Below are 19814 nucleotides of genomic sequence, written 5' to 3'. Positions count from 1 at the left end.
ATAAAGGAGTATCTATGGAAAAAGAAAAAACAATTCTCGATTACGACACCGTGGCACTGGATGAAGCACAGGATGCGGTGATCATCATAGACCAGACCTTATTACCCGGCAGGATCGAACTGATCGCTTTACATACGGCACAGGAAATCTGGGATGCCATTTATCTGTTGAAAGTCAGAGGGGCTCCGGCCATCGGCGTAGCGGCGGCACTGGGTATTTATCTGCTGGCAAACCGCATCGAGACCGAAGATTTTGAAAAGTTTTATGAGAAATTTACCGAATATAAGGAATATCTGGATTCTTCCAGACCCACCGCAGTTAATCTGTCCTGGGCGCTGAAGCGCATGGATGCTGTGGCTGTAAAGGCTGGCAGAGAAGAGCACAAGACTGTCGCAAAAGTGAAGGAAATCCTGCATGACGAAGCACTACAGATTCGGGCGGAAGATGTGGAAGTATGTCGAAAAATCGGAGAATTTGGACTGGAACTGGTAAAACCGGGAGATGGTATTCTGACCCACTGTAATGCAGGACAACTTGCAACCGTAAAATACGGTACCGCAACCGCACCGATTTATCTGGGACAGGAGAGAGGTTACAACTTCCATGTATTTGCGGATGAGACCAGACCACTTTTGCAGGGAGCCAGACTGACAGCATTTGAACTGCATTCCGCAGGCGTGGATGTGACACTGATCTGTGACAATATGTCCGCTTCTGTCATGTCCAAGGGCTGGGTGCAGGCAGTGTTCGTGGGTTGTGACAGAGTGGCGGCTAACGGAGATACGGCCAACAAGATCGGTACCAGCGTGGTGGCAGCGGTAGCAAAACAATACGGAGTGCCGGTATATATCTGTGCACCCACTTCCACCATTGATATGGCCACAGCCACCGGCGCAGATATCTGTATTGAGCAGCGTAAGGCAGAAGAGGTTACTGAGATGTGGTACAAGGAGCGCATGGCCCCGGAGGGTGTAAAGGTCTACAATCCGGCATTCGATGTGGCGGACCATGAACTGATCGCCGGAATTGTCACGGAATACGGGGTGGCGAGAGCGCCTTACACCGAGAGCCTGAAGGAGATCATGGAACGCAAGGCACAGAGAGGCTGATGGTGAAGATATGAAGCGAAATGTAAGCCTTGCGGAGATATCCGACGGCCGATTATACAAAGCAAATGATATGGTAAAAGCGGATTGCGGTGGTTGCAATGGCTGTTCCCGGTGTTGTCACGGCATGGGCAATTCCATTATCCTGGATCCCTATGATGTGTACCGGATGACTACAGGAATGGGGAAAAGCATGCAGGAGCTATTAGCGGCATCGGTGGAGCTCAATGTGGTGGACGGTGTGATCCTGCCAAATCTGAAAATGCAGGGAGCAGAGGAAGCCTGTGCGTATCTGGACGGAGGGGGTCGATGCAGTATTCACCCGTACCGTCCCGGAATCTGCAGACTGTTTCCTCTGGGAAGATATTATGAAAATGGAGGATTTTCCTATTTTCTTCAGACCGGGGAATGTGCAAAGGAGAACCGCAGCAAGATAAAAGTCAGTAAATGGATCGATACTCCGGATCTGACCCGCAATCAGCAATTTACCTTACAATGGCATGACCTGTTACATGCCATGGAAGAAAGACTGACAGGAGAAGACGAAGGGAAACAGAGGGAAGAAAATCTCCTGCTGCTGCGTCTGTTTTATTTATTGCCGTATGAGGGGACGATAGATTTTTACACACAGTTTACAGAGAGGATGGAACATTGGAATGGACAGAACGGACAGATTTAACAGTTTAAACAAGCTCTCCATTGAGAAGCGCCTATTGAAAGTATTTCGTAAGACCAAGATACTGCTGAGCATGACGGGTGTCATCGCCTGTGTGGCCATGGGAATCGTGAGTTATCAGTATTCCTACGCCTTGAAGCATTACGGTTTCGCGCAGGGTGACATCGGTAAGGCGATGATCGTTATCGCGGAGATGCGGAGTGAGACCCGTGCCGCCATCGGCTATGATGACGATACACTGATCGCTACAGCAAAAAATGCCCATGACCTGACGGCGGAACAGTTGGATACCTATATCAGTGCCCTGGAAGATGACATGATCACGGATGAGGGAAGAGCTACCTACCAGCAGATCAAGGACGGCGTAGCTTCTTATCAGCAGATCGAGGCACAGATACTGGAACTGGGAACAGCTTCCGATTCTGCTAAGCGGATGCAGGCACAGCAGATGGCAGGCGAACAGATGGATCCCGTGTTCCAGCAGGTCTATGCAGATATGACGAGCCTGTTGGACAGCAGTGTAACGAACGGAAATGCCATGGAAGCCAAACTGAATGTTTTCCGTGTGGTTATTTTTATCGTAATCCTTCTGATCATCGGAGTAGGCTTTGCGGGATCTGAAAAAGCGGGAAAAAGAATAGCCAAAGGAATCGCCGGACCGCTGAAAGCGCTGGCAGACAGACTGGATGGGTTTGCTGCAGGTGATCTGTCTTCAGAGTTCCCGGAAGTAAAGACAGAGGACGAAGTGGCAGAGATGAATCGTGCCGCCATTGCAATGGCTGAAAATCTGCGAATGATCATTGAGGATATCAAGCAGGCTCTGAATGCCATGGCAAATGGTGACTGGACGGTAAAATTTCTTTACCCCGATCTCTATGCAGGGGATCTGGATGAATTGAAGGAAGCCCTGAGAGATATCAAATATAAGATGAACGAAGCATTGTACAATGTAAATTCCGTATCCGGCCAGGTATCCATGGGTGCCGGAAGCCTGGCAGATGCCGCACAGTCTCTGGCAGAGGGCGCTACTGAGCAGGCCGGAGCCGTACAGCAGCTACAGGCAACCATTACTAATATTACCTCTATGGTAGACAATACTGCAGAGCATACCAAGAATTCCAGCAGGCAGGCACAGGAATACTCTGCTAAGGCAGATGAAGGCCGTACCGAGATGAATCATCTGATGGAGATCATGGAACAGATCAACGAGACTTCCGAGAAGATCAGCAACATCATCGGTGAGATCGAGGATATTGCCAGTCAGACCAATCTGCTGTCCTTAAATGCGTCCATTGAGGCAGCCAGAGCGGGGGAGGCCGGAAGAGGTTTTGCTGTGGTGGCAGACCAGATTGGTAAGCTGGCAGAGCAGAGTGCGCAGTCCGCTGTCAATACCAGAGAGCTGATCGGCGGTACACTGGAGGAGATCCATGCCGGCAATGAAGCTGTGGATCATGCGTCCCAGACGTTGAGCGTTATCGTGGAAGGCGTCCGCAGGATCGCACAGGATTCTGAGGAACTGAACCAGATTGCAGCTGCTCAGTCAGATGCCATGAATCAGGCGGAGAGCGGTGTGAACCAGATCTCCGAGATCGTACAGTCCAACTCTGCGGCAGCAGAAGAATTATCCGCTACCAGTGAGGAACTGCTGGCTCAGTCCGAGAATATGACCAATCTGGTAAAGCAGTTCAAGCTGATCGATGAGGAGAAGATTCAGGCGAGAAAAAAGGAGGCTGACAATGCCGGTATTTGATTTCAGCAGTATTCCGGAAAATGAGAAGAAGCAGGATCCCGTATGCACCTATACCATGTTCCGTTCCAATGAGGCTGCGGCAAGTCCCGAAAAGCCGATCCTGATCCTGGACAACAGCAGCGAACCGTGGAAGCACCATGCTATCGGTGTCTTCGGCAATCAGAACAAACGCACGAATTTCGAATTCAGGGAAGAGGGCAGCAGTGCCTATGCCGATATTTTACAGATCGATGCAAGATTCGTAAGCCTCGTCAGATGGTTAGGAGAAAATCACATCAATGTCCGGCTTTCCGGGGAAAACCGGGAAGAAGGCTATGCGGTATACAAGATCCGAGAGACTGCATTTGGCGGCGGAACCAAGCTTTCGGCAGAAGATGGATTTTTACAGTTCATGATGGAAAGACTGTTCGCCAGCAGTGCTCCCGCAGAAGAGGAACAGGGGGAGGACGAAGAGGAAGACGGCGATGATATGAAGCTTACCAGCCTTCAGAGTATCTCCGATTTCATGACATGTGCTGGAAGGACCATGCCGGAAAACATCCGCCTGTGGGCCAGAAGAAATCTGGCGGTGGCCAGATCCCATGAGGTGTCTCCGGAAGAGAGAAGACATGCCCAGAGAGCGCTGTCCATCATGATGAACATTCAGTGGAAGGGCAATTACTTCGAAGCCATTGATCCGGTGGAAGCCAGACGGATCCTGGACGAGGAATTGTACGGTATGGAGAGAGTCAAGCAGCGGATCATGGAGACCATTATCCAGATTAACCGTACCCACACCTTACCGGCTTACGGACTGCTTCTGGTGGGTCCGGCCGGAACCGGTAAATCCCAGATCGCTTATGCGGTGGCGAGGATCCTGAAATTGCCCTGGACAACATTAGACATGAGTTCCATTAACGATCCGGAGCAGCTGACCGGAAGCTCCAGAATCTATGCCAATGCCAAGCCGGGCATTATCATGGAGGCTTTTTCCATGGCGGGAGAGTCTAATCTGGTATTCATCATCAATGAGTTGGACAAGGCGGCAAACGGCAAGGGTAACGGCAATCCGGCGGATGTGCTTCTGACATTGCTTGACAATCTGGGATTCACGGACAACTATATGGAATGTACCGTTCCCACCTTTGGTGTCTACCCCATCGCCACTGCCAATGACAAGGAGCAGATCAGTGCTCCGTTAATGTCCCGTTTTGCAGTGATCGACATCCCGGATTACACACCGGAGGAGAAGAAGATCATTTTCTCCAGATTTGCATTGCCGAAGGTGCTGAAAAGGATTGGACTGCAGGCAGACGAATGCACACTCACCGAAGAGGGACTGGATGCGGTGGTGGAGATCTATTCCAACACCAGTGGAATCCGTGACCTTGAGCAGGCGGCGGAGCATCTGGCAGCCAATGCCCTGTATCAGATCGAAGTGGACGGGGTAAAGGAAGTTGTATTTGATGCAGAAAAAGTGAAGAAATTATTTCTATAAGTAATAGAAGCAGGTAGTCGCAGGATGCGGTTGCCTGCTTTTTGTGCAAAGTCGGGGGCTTTTGCCCCGGCATCATTATAGAAAAACGAGTAGAGGAGAGGGACATGACAAAGAAAGTATTAGTGATCACGGATGCACAGAACGAATTCATCACCGGGGCGCTGGGAAACAAGGAGTGCGAGGCGGCGGTAAAGTATATCGTTGCGGCAGCAGAAAGCGGGGAATACTACAAGGTGATCTTTACAAAGGATACCCATACGGCGGATTATCTGCACACCCAGGAAGGAAAGCGTCTGCCCGTTCTGCACGGACAGGAAGGCACAGAAGGATATAAGATCCATCCGGATATCATGAAGGCGGTACAGGAGCATTATGCGCCGGAACAGATCCTTACGGTGAAAAAGCCTACTTTTGGCAGTCTGGATTTTGGGAATACGCTGAAGGCAATCTGGGAAGAGGTGACGGCAGCAGGAGAGGCAGCAGGGGGTGAATATCCCATGGAAGTGGATTTTACCGGATTCTGCACCGGAATCTGTGTGTTAAGCAATGTGGTCATGGCAAAGGCATTTGTACCGGAAGCGAGAGTGTGTGTCATTGAGAAGGCCTGTGCCTGTGTGACACCCCAGACGCACCAGACGGCCATCGCAGCTATGGGACCGATCCAGGCGGATGTGATTTAGAGAACATATCATATTTACACAGTTGTGAATCTAAGAGAGAAAGAGGATAAAATCATGCAATTACCACAGATCATCAACAGCTTACTGGAAAATGATATGTACAAGTTCTCTATGGGACAGTGTATCTACCACCAGTTCAGCGCTTATAAGACTACCTGGACCTTCAAATGCAGGAATACAGATGTATTTTTCACATCTGAAATGGTAGAAGAAATCAAGGCGCAGATCCGGGCCTATTGTGACTTACGTTTTACGGAAGAAGAACTGGCTTATCTGGAAAACGTAAAATGGATCAAGGGTTCCTATGTGGATTTCCTACGGCTGTGGCAGCCCAGATATGAGGATTTTGAGATCGGCACAGAGGCAGACTGTGGCCTGACTATCGAGACGAAGGGCTCCTGGCTGAATACCTCCATGTATGAAATTCCAACGCTGGCTATTGTTAATGAAGTATTTTTCCGTATGAATTATGACTATGAGAAGCTGTATGCCTCCTTCCGGGAGCGTCTGGCAGACAAGCTACAGAAGCTGGTGGACGGAACGTATTGCCTTGGAAATTTCAGTGAATTCGGTCTGAGACGCCGTCTCTCTGCAGAGGCACAGGAACTGGCAGTACAGGAGCTGGTGGGTCACAATAAGGATTATAAGGACTCCGCCTGCATTGGTACCTCCAATGTCTATCTGGCAAAGAAATGGAACGTGACACCGGTAGGCACTATGGCCCATGAATGGATCATGTGTACCGGGCAGGGCAATCACAAGCACAATCCGGCATATTCCAACTGGTATGCCCTGGATGCCTGGGTGAAAGAGTATGGCATTTTGAACGGAATTGCTTTGACGGATACGATCACCACAGATTGTTTCCTGAAAGATTTCCAGCTGACCTATTCCACTCTGTTTTCCGGCGTGCGGCATGACAGTGGGGATCCCTTTGCATGGGGGGAGAAGCTGATATCTCATTATGAATCTCTGGGGATTGACCCGAAGCGCAAGACCCTGCTGTTCAGTGACAGTCTGGACTTTGCACGGGCAGATGAACTGCGTAAGGCATTCCGGGACAGGGTGACGGTGGCTTTCGGTATCGGAACCTATATTGCCAATGATACCTGCGAGGAACCGTTGAATATTGTCATGAAGACCACTGCCTGCAACGGCATGGATGTGGCAAAGATCTCCGATACTCCCGGCAAGGAAATGTGTAAGAATGCGGATTACGTGGATTATCTCACCAGATGTATCAGATGGAGACTGGAACATGACAGATAGGAAGCAGCAGAAAATCAGAAACGGCGGGAATACAGCATGGATGAAAAAAACAGAATAGAAAACAGAATCGGTGTGCTGGATGGAATCCGTGCCATAGCCATCGGGATGGTAGTGTGGTTTCATTTCTGGCAGCAGACATGGCTGACACCGTATCTTCGGATTCCAACAGAGTACACAAAATATATTGGACTCACGGAGATCAACCTAGCTGGATGGGTCAGATATGGATTCGTTTTTGTGGATATGATGATTCTGCTCAGCGCGTTCTGCAATTTTTATCCCTATGCCAGATCTATTGTTCTGGGAGAGGACTGGCCGGATACGAAGAGATTTTACAGAAAGAGGGCAGCAAGAATATTGCCTTCTTACTATTTTATGCTGACGATCGATCTGGTTTTTTATATTTTACCTTGGCATAAATATCGGAATGTGGGGGCATTGTGCAAAGATATTGTAACACATGTATTTTGCGTTGCACCAAACTGGTCGGACACTTATATATCCACCTCTTTTAACGGTGTGTTGTGGACGGTACAGATGGAAGTAATCTATTATCTGCTGCTGCCGTGGATCGCAAGATTGTTCCGCAAGTGGGCCTTTGCCACTTATAGTGTGATGTTGATGATTTCCGTTACAAGTACTGCGGTAATTCTGAACTGTTTTGCGGGAAAAGAGAGAAATTATGGAAATAATATTCTGACGTTTATGGGAATCTATGCCAATGGCATGCTTTGCTGCATCCTGTATGTCATGTGGAAGAAATACGTGACAGAAAATAAATATTCGCAGCTGGCAGGAACAGTGCTCTCTGTTTTGTGCATTTTTCTGATGAACGGGGTGATTCATAAATACGATGGGGATGTGAATCTGCAGGCAGTTCAGCTGCAGAGCAGGCTGGTGCAGTCGTTCCTGTTTGCATTGTTCCTTTTCAGCACAGCCTGTGCGGGAGAATATTATCAGAAACTATATTCCAACCGAGTGGCATCACTTTTTTGCAAATTTTCCTATAATCTGTATCTCTGGCATCAGATGATCGCCGTCTGGCTGAAAGAAAAAAGAATTCCTTATTGGAGCGGGGATACGCCGCCAAATATGACAGGTGACCGTGTATGGCAGTGGAAATATCAGATACTGATTATCGTGGTGTCTGCGGCGGTGGCGGTAGCGGTTACTCTGATCGTGGAAATTCCTGCGGCCCGATATCTGCTGAAAGACAGGGACAGCCATAAGGAAGAAGGAAAACAGCATGACAGAATATGAACATATTGAGCACACGTTTGCACCGGTGTACGATGCGGATTCGCTGGTGCTGATCCTGGGGACATTGCCCTCTGTGAAATCCCGGGAGAACCATTTTTATTACGGACATAAGCAGAACCGTTTCTGGAAAGTGATGGCAGATCTGTGCGGGGAACCGGTGCCGGAGACCATAGAGGAGAAAAAGAAAATGCTGCTGACCCACCATATCGCCATATGGGATGTGATCCAGAGCTGCGATATTAAGGGATCCAGCGACAGTAGCATCCGCAATGTGGAGCCGACGGATATTCGAAGGATCCTGGCGGAATCACAGATCACGCGGATCTATGCCAACGGTAACAAAGCAGGAGAGCTTTATCGAAAATATCAGCTGCCCCTGACCGGCATAGAAGCCACGGTGCTGCCCTCCACCAGCCCGGCCAATGCGGCATGGAGGCTGGAGAGTTTGTGCGAAGTGTGGCGGGAGACGATAGTACTTTTATAATTTTTGAAAAAACGACAAAAAAATGAAAGTACTATTGACAATTCATGAGATGTTTTATATAATTTAAGAAATGATACCAAAGGTATCAAAAGCAAAAGGGGATTATCGTATAGAACAGACCGCGCATCTAATAAGGATGCGCGGTCTGTTTTTTATGGGAAATACATATATCGGTCATGTTTAGTATGTAGTCGTTTTAAGGAAGGACGACAGTAGCAGATATGTATCGTAGCATTGTCTGGTGGAGAAATGCCATAGGCGAGTGTAAAAGTTTAGAGAAAAGCTAGCAAAAATAGAATATATAGTAAAATATAATTTAGTAAAGTATGATTGTCTAAAATACAAATTGACGTTCCGAGGAAGATAATTTGCAGATAATTTTGATATTTGTTTGCAATGAATAAATCGGAATGTAAATTTTAAATTTAAGAAAATGGAATACTTGCCTCGCGGATTAAGTTATAGATATTTTGGAATTTTGCAGGTTCACTTTGGCGTGCGGCAATCAGAAGTCCTTGCAATCGGGCCTTTGACTGAAGATTTTTTGGATTCTGACTAAAGTATTTCCATTCACTGATTACATTAAGACTTAATGAATTTTTGATTTTTAAGTTTCCATTAGACGATATAACGACACCAGTGATAAGCTTAGGATATTTTTTGGTATAGTATTTTACTTTGTTACGTGAAAGTCGGTATAAGTTTTTTATAAAATTTTATATATTACTTGTTTTTGAGTATGAGAAATTATGTGTTGTGAAGAAAAGGTGACGTCATCAACATACACGGACATAGTAATATTATTTTTATCACAAAAATTCTGTAAAGAATCAAACATTTTATGGTTCACCAAATAAGATAATATCTGACTTGCGGGAGACCCGGAGATTAAATGGTTTGGTGTTTTAATTTTCTTTGATATTAAAAAAGCATTTACAGATTCAACGTTTTCAATGCTACATTTTGACAAGTCTACTGTCAACAAATTAGTTAAAATATTTGCAATATCAGGAGAGGTTTTTAGTGACTCTATAAAAAAATTGTATACAGTATTGCGTGTGATACAAGGAAAAAAGGCACACAAATCAATTTTGAAGACATATTTATTACCGCTATGTAGTTTTGCATTTCCTATATATGATTTCCCTTTTATCCCAGAAAAAATATTAGCTGGAACAATGATTTTATTTAATTCATTTTTAATATGTCGTTGAATGGTTTTTAGTTCTTCAGAAGGAACTTCAATTAAACGAGGTTTGGGATCTGTTTGTATATATGGAGAAATTTGTTTGGAAACATAAGATTGTTTTAAAAATTGCCTGTTGTGGATATGTAATAAACTCAATAAATATTTCTTTGAAGTTAGTTTATATAGGTTCGAATGAATAGGGTTAATCATAAAATTCCCTCATTTCAAATTAAATGCTGGTGTTTAGCAATTGCGTACTATGCTGATAAATAAACGAATAAATTCAGCACGAGTAGTAGGATCACAAATAGACATAACCAGTGTAAGACAAATAATAGCGATAATGATGCAGATTAAAGATTTGCCATCAAGTTTAATGTTACTAAGTATGTTGACATTTATAGTAACATTAGGTTTATCCGCTTTCTTTTTCATAGAGATCACCTCCTTGTTATTATTGGCTCCATATAGGAGTCTCCCTAATCCTCAAATAACAAAGAGATTGTTATAGCGTATATCTATTGTTCTCACACCAGCATATTTCTTCTCCCTATGAGCACTTATATACGTTTATGATGCGAAAAAAGTAAGTATAGCACCACCTAAGCCCCCTCTCCGGGAACTGCGGTACAGACTTGGTACTCTTAGGGGATATGGGCGGCATAGACTGTGAGATGCAGTCGCGTCCTTAAAAATACATATTGAGTAGTCAATATGTACCATTCGTCTTAGACGAACCAAATGGGAGTAAATCTGCTATTTACACTGGCAATAATATTATACAGCACTAATATAAAAAAATCAATCGAAAAAGAACGCTTGTTCCCTACTGGCTTTTTATTTTATCTAAGGAAGCAAGTGCTGTCAGATATGATACTCTATTGGCAAGGGATAAAAATAAAGCGAATGACAGGCATGAAATAGTAATCGTTATATTGACTAATAGAACTTTTATGGAATATCATGAATATGAGATTAAGATGATTGATGAAATAGGAATAAATAAGGTAAAAATATACGAGAATTAAAGAGCTATAAAGCAGAAGATATTGGAAAAGGGGATTTACGATGGCAGTTGCAAAACCAATTATAAGACAGATAAAAGACAACAGTGAATCATTAGATTTCTTTGAAACTGTTTCACTTCCTTCCGAAGATGAGAAAACACGGAAAATCATTATGGATTTTCCCACAGTTTATATACATAACTGGAAAGACTCCGGTGATTTTGAGGTGTATGTAGGGGAGTCCAATAATATCTTTAAAAGAACACGCCAACACTATGATACAGCGAATGACAGAACACAATGGCAGAGTAAATTATTGGAAAAGGATTCCAGCTTGTTCATTATTGGACACGAACATTTTAATAAATCATTGACATTGGATATTGAAAATCGGTTAATGCACTATATGATGAGCGCTGATCATGTAAGGCATGTACATAATTTGAGAGATAATCCGCAGAAGGGTTATTACCCGATGGAAGAGCTGGATGAAATATTCAGTAAAATATGGAGAGGTCTTCGGAAGGAAAATAAGGAACTATTTCCCTCAGAGAGTGCAATTAAAGATTCGGCGATATATAAGGCTTCACCACTGCACAAGTTGACTGAGGATCAGGAAAATGCAAGAGAATTGATCATACAGAAAGTCACGGACGCTCTTTCTAAGGGAAAAACAAAGCAGCTGATCTTTATTGATGGTGAGGCAGGAACAGGTAAGACTGTTTTGAATAGCAGTACATTTTATGAATTATATTGCCGGGCAGAAGAAAATAAAACCAGTATACGATGCTATATGCTTGTAAACCATGATGAACAGATAAAGGTATATGAGCAGATAGCGGAGAGACTTGGATTAACAGAAAAATATGGAAATGTTGTCAGCAAGCCCACATCGTTTATTAATACCCATTCAGCAGATGATCCGGTAGATGTTGCATTTATAGATGAGGCACACTTATTGCTGACACAGGGTAAGCAATCTTATAGAGGAAAAAATCAGCTTCAGGATATCATAGAGCGGGCAAGAGTTACTGTGGTGATGTTTGATGAATATCAGATACTCACGACGGAACAGTTTTGGGAAGCACAGATTTTGGAAAAGTACCGAAAGCAGGCAGAAGCAACCAATAATCACATTATATTGGATAAACAGCTTCGGATGCAGGCAGGTCCGGAAACGATGGACTGGATCGATTCGTTTACAAAAAGAAACGAGATCAAAAAACTTCCGGAAACAGTTGATGGATATACAATCAAGGTTTTTGATGATCCGGAACAACTGGATCTGGAAATTACGGAAAAGGCAAAGAAAACGGATTCGGCATTATCACGTTTGATCGCAACTTATGACTGGGAATATAGTAGCAAAGCGAAAAGAAGATTTAGAAAATATTGGGAAGTAGAAATCGGAGCATGGCATAAACCCTGGAATAGAGAATTAAAGTCAGAACTTTCCCAAAAAGAAAAGAGACAGATTAAAGATTTAGCCTGGGCAGAACAACCACAGACAATCAATGAAGTGGGTTCTACTTTTACAATTCAGGGATTTGATTTAAATTATGCCGGAGTTATTCTGGGACCTTCTGTTAAATACAGAAATGGAAAAGTAATATATGACACCGAAAAAAGCTGTAATGATAAGGCGATTCAAAACAGAACATTATCAGATGGTTCAAAACAAAAATTTGGAGAAATATTGATTCAACATGCAGTTCGTGTTTTGATGACCCGTGGTGTAAATGGAATGTTTATTTATGCTTGTGACGATGAACTTAGAGAGGCATTAAAAAGGGCAACCCAAAGAGGAGAGACAAAGTAAATATGAAACAGGAAACGATAGACAGAATCAGAAAATTCACAGAGGATAGAGACTGGGATCAGTTTCATTCACCGGAAAACCTTGCAAAATCAATTGTAATTGAGGCAGCAGAGCTTTTGGAATGCTTTCAGTGGTCTGATAAAGACTATGATTTACAGCATGTAAAAGAAGAACTTGCGGATGTTATTGTATATAGCCAGAATTTGCTGGATAAGCTGGGGCTGGATGCGGATGAGATCGTAAATATGAAGATGGATCAGAACGAGGCGAAGTATCCGGTGGAGAAGGCAAAGGGAAGTGCGGCAAAATATGATAAACTATAAATAGAACTAAAAGTTGTGATACATGGGGAAGTTTAAATACGCATTATTATTCTGTTATTTATGAAGTGGATGTTGGTTTTATACAGGAAAAGGGGATTAGGATGAAAAAAGGATTGCTTTTGGGGAATGGAATAAATAGTAGAATAGGAGTTGATTCTTTTTCAGTCGATAACATTTGGCGGCGTTTTATAGAGAATATAAGAAAATACAAACCGGTTTTTGAGGCAACATTTGATATTACGATATATGAAGATGAAATAGTTGATGTATTGTTGAATTCAAGTAACAGAGGAATTGAAACATTAGCAGGTACAGTCTACAAATATATTTGTGACAAAATCGGGAGCAAATGGTCTACAAATGATGATATCCGATTGCAGGATTTGTTGACATGCATTGCTATTACTACAATTTTTCTAGATGAAAATGGTAAAAAGAAAGTAAATTACAAGGTAGACCAGCTGCCGGATTTTTCTGTATATGATATGGTATTTACACTGAATTATTATGAATTTTGGGATTATAACCATATTGCGGTACCGTTACATGGAAGAGTAGACTTGGATGCAATCCATGAAAATATTAATGTGCTAGTTAGTAGTCTCCGTATGAGTTATGATAAATACAGGGAAGCTGTTGAAAAAGTAGCAAGAAATAATAAGGTTCAAATAGTAAATTTATCAGATATAATTTTTGCTCCGTCAGCGGTTATTAAAGAACATTTAATTTGCGTAGAAGGAATATATCCATCAAATAGATTATTCCCAGCAGATGATTTGTATCTTATTAAGAAACAAAAATTATATGAAGACATAAAGAATGTTGATGAACTGGATATTTTTGGAATGTCACCATATGGCGATGATAGCTTAATTCATATAATTAATACAAAATTAAAAGTGAGAGTATTTATTTATAATAAAGATAGCAACCATGAAACTAGAGAATGGATGAGAAAATTAACATGTCCCTATGAATTGCTTGATTCGGGATTAATATGATTTTTACTAATAGGCAAGAGCGTATTAATTGATATTAGCATTTATGAGGCACTCTGGAATATAAGAAAGGAGAAGGTATGTACGAATTATTATCAAAGAGAATTAAGAATGCAGACGGAGAACCGGAAGTATTTATATATAATAGTTTTCCATCAGCTTTTAGAAATCAGGTTTTTTATATTTTAGAAGATGTTTTAGAGCCATATTCAACATATGATGAAAATTTGTGGGATATTTTCGAGGAAAATTTTTGCAGAGAAAAGGGATTGAAGGGCATGGGATATGGTAAACTGCAAAAGGGTTATGGAAAATCCAGTATAGAAGAATATTTTAAAGATTGTGATGATATTGACTTTTTGGATGCAATAGATTATTTCTTTTACTTGATTGATAAAAAGCTACGTACTATAAAACCAAAATACAAATATGATTATGATGCAGATGGCGCAATAAATGATGCAATCGTTGAGTTGAATTATCGATTTAAACAGCATAATTTGGGATATGAGTTTGTCAATTCACAGATTATTACTATTGATAGTACTTTTTTGCATAAAACAGCTGTAAAACCAGCTTTAAAATTATTGCTCGAAGAAGGCTTCGAAGGCGCTGAAGATGAGATAAGAAATGCTTATGAAAAAAGACGAAAAGGTGATAATAAAAATGCAATATTAGAGGCAGAGAAAGCTTTTGAAAGCACAATGAAAATCATTTGTGATAAACAGGGATATGTATATGATAAAAACAAGGATACGGCACAGAAACTAATTGCAATTTTAGAAAACAATGGTTTTTATCCAAGCTATATGAATGCGCATTTGACAAGTATACGAACAACATTGGAAACAGGATTACCTGTTGTAAGAAATAAAGTAGCTGGACATGGACAAGGAAATCAGATTATTACTATATCAGACGAATACACCGATTATGCATTGCATTTGGCTGCGGCTAATATTTTGTTTTTGGTACGATTATATAGGAATAAAAAACAAAATCCTTAGTAGTAATCTTTTTCATTTTACTACTAACAGGTAGTAACAACTTGCTAAGTTCTGCCCTGATTTGCCACAATCTGTAATTTCACAGCATTTTACCATAACCCCAGAAAACCTCGCAAAACAGGGTGTTTCCGGACAAAAAGGAGTAAACAATAACTATGATAAAAGTCCTTTTCATCTGCCATGGCAACATCTGTCGTTCCCCCATGGCGGAATTCGTAATGAAAAAATTAGTATCCGATGCCGGACTCACCGCCCGCTTCCAGATCGCCTCCGCGGCCACCAGCACAGAGGAAATCTGGAACGGCATCGGGAATCCGGTGTATCCGCCGGCGAAGGCGGAGCTGGCGAGGCATGGGATCTCCTGTGAGGGGAAGCGGGCCAGACAGGTGACGAGAGCGGATTATGCGGAATATGATTATCTGATTGGTATGGATGGTGCGAATATCCGCAACATGCTGCGGATATTCGGGGGAGATCCGGAGGGGAAAGTAGCGAAGCTACTTTCCTATGCGGGATCGGAACGGGATATTTCGGATCCATGGTACACGGGAGAGTTTGGGACGACCTACGATGACGTTCTGGAAGGCTGTACCGCGTTCCTTGAATATTTACAACAAAACAGCAAAATCGACACATGATCTGACACTGCCAACACTGTACATATGACAAATGTGTCATGCGTGAAAAGTTCACAGAATCACCACATTTTTCTCACAATTCCTTCGCAGATGTCCTTTATCATAAGAGGCAGATAAGGGGAAAGAAATGTTCACAAGATTTTTAATGGAACAGGAGGAATGAGAATATGAGAAGATGGAATTTACCCCAGGTGAATACAAAGGTAATGTGTGCAGTGTTGACAGCTGCTATGGTGATGACAGGATTTACAGCCTGTGGCGGATCAACCACTGCGAGTGCAGCAAGCACGGAAGCATCGGAAAATAAAGAGACGATCGCATCGGAGAGTACGACGGAGCAGAATACTGTAGAGAGCAGTGAAGAGAAGGTAGAATCTTATCTTGGTCAGATTACAGCGATTGACGGCAATGTGATCTCCATCGCACTGGCAGAGAAGCCGGAAGCTCCGGAGGGTGAAGCACCTGTTGGTGAGGCACCCAGCGGAGAAAAGCCGGATGGCCAGGCTCCTGACGGCAACGGTGGCGCGCCCAATGGTGAAGCCCCTACCGGCGAAGCTCCCAGCGGAGAAAAGCCGAACGGCCAGACTTCTGATGGCAATGGCAGCGCCCCCAACGGAGAAACACCGAACGGTCAGAAACCTGAGAAAGACATGCTAGATGAGATGACCTTAACTCTCAGCGGAGATACTATGACTATCACAGTCAATGACGATACGATCATTACGATTGACGGAGAAGATGCCACTCTGGATGAACTTCAGGTAGGCGATACCGTATCCTTCTTCCTGGATGGTGAGACAGTGACTTCATTGAGCGTAGGCGTGCCGGAGTCGACACAGCCTATGCAGGTTCCGGAGCAAAATTAAGCTGACGTAAGAGCATGGTTCCCAGAATTTCTGCCATTTCTTCCGGAGACTGGGGATTGGATTCTTTCAGCCAGGTCTCTACGACACCGACACAGCCGGTGATGATGAAGGAGCAGAGATATTTATAGTTGGCATCGGATTGCGCACTTTCCAGAACCTGGAGGGTGCGCTTTTCAATCTGATCTTTCAGACGATTGACGAAAGCCAGATCCCCATGAGGGCCGATCATGACCTTGGCCAGATCCCTGTTTCGGTCCAGAAAATGGAAGAATTCCAACAACGGCCCCTGAGAGGCCAGAGAATTGGTAACGACCGGTTTCTGCTCCATGATTTCATTAAATTCCAGGAACATTTCATCCTCGATTTTATGGAGCATATCGTAGATATCATCATAATGCAGATAAAAGGTTCCGCGGTTGATATCCACCAGTTCAGTCAGCTCCTTGACGGAGATATCCTGAATATCATGGGTTTCTAACATTTTTACCAGCCCCTGTAATAAGAGAGCTCTTGTCTTGCGCACACGGCGATCCATTTTTTCCATAAGACAATCCACCAGCCTTTCCGGGAAAAGAAGAAATCATTTCCTATATGTAATACAAATCTGAATTTTTTCTAAAATAATGTAAGCGCCAAATAATCCGGCGGTACCTATAAATTTACCCCAACCTATTTTCGGTTGGAGTATTTTGCTACAAATTCATTCTCACATTTTTAGAGTTTGGAGTTTTTCACTCCAGGGTGCCAACTCTGCAAGCTGTTCATCACTCCAGTTTTCATTCGGCCTTTGTTCCAGAACGTAGCTGAGGTATTGATAAATGTTCAGGTTGTGTGCCTTCGCCATCTCTACCATCGTGTAGGCAATCGCACTGGCTTCTGCACCTTCTACGGAATCACTGAACAGCCAGTTCTTACGTCCTACTGTAAAAGGTCGGATGGCATTCTCACTAAGGTTATTGGTGAAGCTGCAGCGCCCGTCCTCCAGATAGGTCATGGATGTTTCCCTGCGGTTCTTCACATAGGTCAGTGCTTTATCCAGGCGGGTGTTGCGGACTGGCTTCTGGCTGTCAACCCACGTCCAAAAGGCCTCGAGAACCGGTTTTTCCTTCTCGAGACGCATTTGTTTCCTTTTTTCATAATCCGTTCCGCACTTACCGGAAATGCTGCTTTCCAGTCTTGCCAGGCGGTCGCAGTAATGCACTCCCTGTACTGCCGGCTGGTTGTAATCCAGCTGCTTTCCTTTCGGGATCGCATCCACAAAGTATCGGCGGATATGTGCCCAGCAGGAGCACCGTTTGATGCCGGATACCTTGTTATACCCCTGGTAACCGTCGGTTTCCAGATATCCCTGAAAGCCGTCCAGAAAGTCTGCTGCATTGTCTCCGCTCCTCGTCGGGGTATATCCATACAGCAGGATGACCGGAAGACCATCTTCCCCGGTGCGGTACAGCCACATGAAGGACTGGCTTTCTGCACTGCGTCCGGGTTCTTTCAGCACCTGTACCCGGGTCTCATCTGCCATGAGAAATTCCCTCAGCAGAAGCTGGCGGTGAAAGTAATCATACAGTGGCCGGAAATAATGCCCAGCACTGTAGATGATCCAGTTCGCAAGGGTTGTCCTGCTGACAGCGGCACCATACTCTTTCCAGTCCTTTTCCTGACGATAGAGAGGCATGCCGTTTGCATACTTCTGATAGATTGTCCATGCAACCGTGGAAGAAGAAGCCGGACCCTTGCCAATAAGTGCGGGCGGTACTTTGGATTTGACGATCACAGACTTTTCCGTATCGCCCTTTCCTTCCTTACAGTCAGGGCAACCATAGCTTTCCGTGTAGTATTCATAAACTTCACATTTGGCAGGAGTAAAAACGAGTTCCCTGCGGACGTATTCTTCTCCGATACGTTCCATCGGGCTACCGCATACCGGACAGACTTTATCTTCTTCATCCAGCGGTATTACTTCCTTATGAACCTTGAGACCTTTAAAAAGTTCCGCATGGGTAGCTTTTTTCTTCCGTGGACGTGGCTCCCGGCTGCAGTCTTCTTCCGGAAGTTCCGGATCCTGGTAAACTTCAGCTTCATTAAACAGATTCAACTGTCCGGGAATATCAGCCGGTGTCTTTTCGCTGGAAGAGCCGAAAAGTTTTTTCGTCAGATAGTCCACCTGTTCCTGAAGCACCATCTCATGGGCAGTCTTTTCCTCAATGATCGTTCTGAGGGAACGGATCAGTTCTGTCTGCTCGGACATTATCGTATTCAGTTGTGAAATGGTATCCTTCAGCTCTCGCAGCTGAATGTCTTTTGCACTGGAAGCCACGCTTTTTCTCCTTGGTTTTGATACCTTTATTATACCAGAAAAAGCAGTCTTCCTAAAGGAAAATCACTCTTGAAAAATGCCGAAAATATGCGGTTTGCAGGCATTTTTCTGTGCATGTTTTTATTCCTGTTTCAGGGCTTTGGGCTGGTCGATATCGATACCGGACATGAGCCAGTCAAACTCTCTCCAGGTCAGATTTCTGACCTCAGAGTGTTTCCTCGGCCACTGGTATCCGCCATGCACTGTCAGCTTTTTATAGATCAGTACAAAACCATCTGCATCGCGGTACAAGGCCTTGATCCGGTCCCGGCGTCTGCCACAGAACAGAAACAGAGAACTGGATGCAGGATCCAGCTTCAGCTGTTCTTCCACGACTGCACAAAGTCCGTCAATAGATTTGCGCATATCGGTGTAACCGCAGACAATGTAGATCCGTTCCAACCCTGAAATATCGCCTAACATAAAGAACCTTTCAGAATCTGAAGCGTTCTGGAAAGCAGCTGGGGATCCGTTTCATTGGTAACGCGTATCGTTGCAGATCCTAGAATGATCTCTAATGTATGAGGATTGTCAAGGTACGGAGTATGCTGTACCGGGAAGCGTTCCGGTACTATGTCAATGGGAACCACGTCCTGTTTGGGGCGGGGATTCTCAGAATGACCATAGGCAGGTGCCGGTATCTGGGCAGCTTCTTTTCGAAGCTGCTTTACCCAGTAGTAAAAGGTGCTGACAGCAATGCCGTGCTCGCGGCACCAGTCAATGTCTGTCATGCCACTGGTCCGGCATTCATTGATAAGTTTCAACTGTTCTTCCTTTGGAACTCGAGATTTTCTGGTGTTTGCCATGATGTTGTCCTCCATAATTGTAGTTGTTGTAGTAAAATAGTCTAACTACGATTATGAAGTTAGAGGCGGTTGTTGGCTAGCCGCGGGATTATTTGGCGCTTAC

The 19814-nt window shown here is 44.0% G+C and carries 20 protein-coding genes; 14 read left to right on the top strand and 6 right to left on the bottom strand.

Annotation, left to right across the window (positions count from 1 at the left end; translation table 11 throughout):
* The first annotated feature begins 14 nt into the window (after positions 1-14).
* The 8 genes from mtnA to DWZ61_RS05605 all read left to right on the top strand — a co-directional run bounded on the left by mtnA (position 15) and on the right by DWZ61_RS05605 (position 8702).
* On the top strand, positions 15-1109 hold the full coding sequence (gene mtnA, locus DWZ61_RS05640; protein WP_117465501.1) for an S-methyl-5-thioribose-1-phosphate isomerase: 1095 nt from the start codon (positions 15-17) through the stop codon (positions 1107-1109).
* Positions 1110-1119: 10 nt separating this feature from the next.
* A complete protein-coding gene (locus DWZ61_RS05635; RefSeq protein ID WP_117465502.1) occupies positions 1120-1785 on the top strand; it encodes a YkgJ family cysteine cluster protein in 666 nt (221 codons plus the stop codon).
* On the top strand, positions 1763-3532 hold the full coding sequence (locus DWZ61_RS05630) for a methyl-accepting chemotaxis protein (RefSeq protein WP_117465503.1): 1770 nt from the start codon (positions 1763-1765) through the stop codon (positions 3530-3532). Before DWZ61_RS05635 ends, DWZ61_RS05630 begins: the two co-directional genes overlap by 23 nt.
* The gene (locus tag DWZ61_RS05625) at positions 3519-5009 is read left to right on the top strand and encodes an AAA family ATPase (protein WP_117465504.1); all 1491 of its coding nucleotides are present in this window, start codon (positions 3519-3521) and stop codon (positions 5007-5009) included. Before DWZ61_RS05630 ends, DWZ61_RS05625 begins: the two co-directional genes overlap by 14 nt.
* A 104-nt stretch (positions 5010-5113) precedes the next feature.
* Complete coding sequence (locus tag DWZ61_RS05620) at positions 5114-5689, top strand: isochorismatase family protein (RefSeq protein ID WP_117465505.1); 576 nt, start codon at positions 5114-5116, stop codon at positions 5687-5689.
* Positions 5690-5743: 54 nt separating this feature from the next.
* Positions 5744-6958 (top strand): nicotinate phosphoribosyltransferase, encoded by a 1215-nt coding sequence (pncB, locus tag DWZ61_RS05615; RefSeq protein ID WP_118537756.1) that lies wholly within the window; start codon positions 5744-5746, stop codon positions 6956-6958.
* 36 nt (positions 6959-6994) lie between these two features.
* Positions 6995-8218, top strand: coding sequence for an acyltransferase (locus tag DWZ61_RS05610; protein ID WP_118537755.1), 1224 nt, complete (start codon positions 6995-6997; stop codon positions 8216-8218).
* Positions 8205-8702 (top strand): DNA-deoxyinosine glycosylase, encoded by a 498-nt coding sequence (locus DWZ61_RS05605; protein ID WP_118537754.1) that lies wholly within the window; start codon positions 8205-8207, stop codon positions 8700-8702. Before DWZ61_RS05610 ends, DWZ61_RS05605 begins: the two co-directional genes overlap by 14 nt.
* A 706-nt stretch (positions 8703-9408) precedes the next feature.
* Here DWZ61_RS05605 and DWZ61_RS05600 read toward each other — a convergent pair.
* On the bottom strand, positions 9409-10101 hold the full coding sequence (locus DWZ61_RS05600; protein WP_243026358.1) for a reverse transcriptase family protein: 693 nt from the start codon (positions 10099-10101) through the stop codon (positions 9409-9411).
* Positions 10102-10134: 33 nt separating this feature from the next.
* A complete protein-coding gene (locus DWZ61_RS05595) occupies positions 10135-10326 on the bottom strand; it encodes a hypothetical protein (RefSeq protein WP_118537753.1) in 192 nt (63 codons plus the stop codon).
* 633 nt (positions 10327-10959) lie between these two features.
* Between DWZ61_RS05595 and DWZ61_RS05590 the strand changes: the two genes are divergently transcribed.
* The 6 genes from DWZ61_RS05590 (at position 10960) to DWZ61_RS05565 (ending at position 16549) form a co-directional block, all read left to right on the top strand.
* Positions 10960-12717, top strand: a complete 1758-nt coding sequence (locus DWZ61_RS05590) for a DUF2075 domain-containing protein (RefSeq protein ID WP_118537752.1) — start codon at positions 10960-10962, stop codon at positions 12715-12717.
* 2 nt (positions 12718-12719) lie between these two features.
* Complete coding sequence (locus tag DWZ61_RS05585) at positions 12720-13040, top strand: nucleotide pyrophosphohydrolase (protein WP_118537751.1); 321 nt, start codon at positions 12720-12722, stop codon at positions 13038-13040.
* A gap of 101 nt (positions 13041-13141) precedes the next feature.
* Positions 13142-14041: a hypothetical protein gene (locus DWZ61_RS05580; protein WP_118537750.1), complete on the top strand. Its 900-nt coding sequence runs from the start codon at positions 13142-13144 to the stop codon at positions 14039-14041.
* Positions 14042-14118: 77 nt separating this feature from the next.
* Positions 14119-15045: a hypothetical protein gene (locus DWZ61_RS05575; protein WP_118537749.1), complete on the top strand. Its 927-nt coding sequence runs from the start codon at positions 14119-14121 to the stop codon at positions 15043-15045.
* Between the two features lie 155 nt (positions 15046-15200).
* Positions 15201-15683, top strand: a complete 483-nt coding sequence (locus DWZ61_RS05570) for a low molecular weight protein-tyrosine-phosphatase (protein WP_118537748.1) — start codon at positions 15201-15203, stop codon at positions 15681-15683.
* 167 nt (positions 15684-15850) lie between these two features.
* Positions 15851-16549 (top strand): hypothetical protein, encoded by a 699-nt coding sequence (locus DWZ61_RS05565; protein WP_118537747.1) that lies wholly within the window; start codon positions 15851-15853, stop codon positions 16547-16549.
* Here the strand turns inward: DWZ61_RS05565 and DWZ61_RS05560 are convergent.
* The 4 genes from DWZ61_RS05560 to DWZ61_RS05545 form a co-directional block, all read right to left on the bottom strand.
* Positions 16524-17093, bottom strand: a complete 570-nt coding sequence (locus tag DWZ61_RS05560) for a TetR/AcrR family transcriptional regulator (protein ID WP_118537746.1) — start codon at positions 17091-17093, stop codon at positions 16524-16526. The genes DWZ61_RS05565 and DWZ61_RS05560 overlap by 26 nt on opposite strands.
* A 162-nt stretch (positions 17094-17255) precedes the next feature.
* Positions 17256-18866 (bottom strand): IS66 family transposase, encoded by a 1611-nt coding sequence (locus DWZ61_RS05555; protein WP_118537745.1) that lies wholly within the window; start codon positions 18864-18866, stop codon positions 17256-17258.
* Between the two features lie 120 nt (positions 18867-18986).
* Positions 18987-19328: an IS66 family insertion sequence element accessory protein TnpB gene (gene tnpB, locus DWZ61_RS05550; RefSeq protein WP_118537744.1), complete on the bottom strand. Its 342-nt coding sequence runs from the start codon at positions 19326-19328 to the stop codon at positions 18987-18989.
* Positions 19322-19711: a transposase gene (locus DWZ61_RS05545; protein WP_118537743.1), complete on the bottom strand. Its 390-nt coding sequence runs from the start codon at positions 19709-19711 to the stop codon at positions 19322-19324. The genes tnpB and DWZ61_RS05545 overlap by 7 nt, the downstream gene beginning before the upstream one ends.
* Positions 19712-19814: the final 103 nt, after the last annotated feature.

It is taken from the genome of Clostridium sp. AF34-10BH (genome assembly GCF_003478095.1).
GTDB classification, from domain to species: Bacteria; Bacillota; Clostridia; order Lachnospirales; family Lachnospiraceae; genus Acetatifactor; species Acetatifactor acetigignens.
Note: the sequence above shows the minus strand (reverse complement) of the source record. Positions and strands in the feature narration are given on the sequence as shown.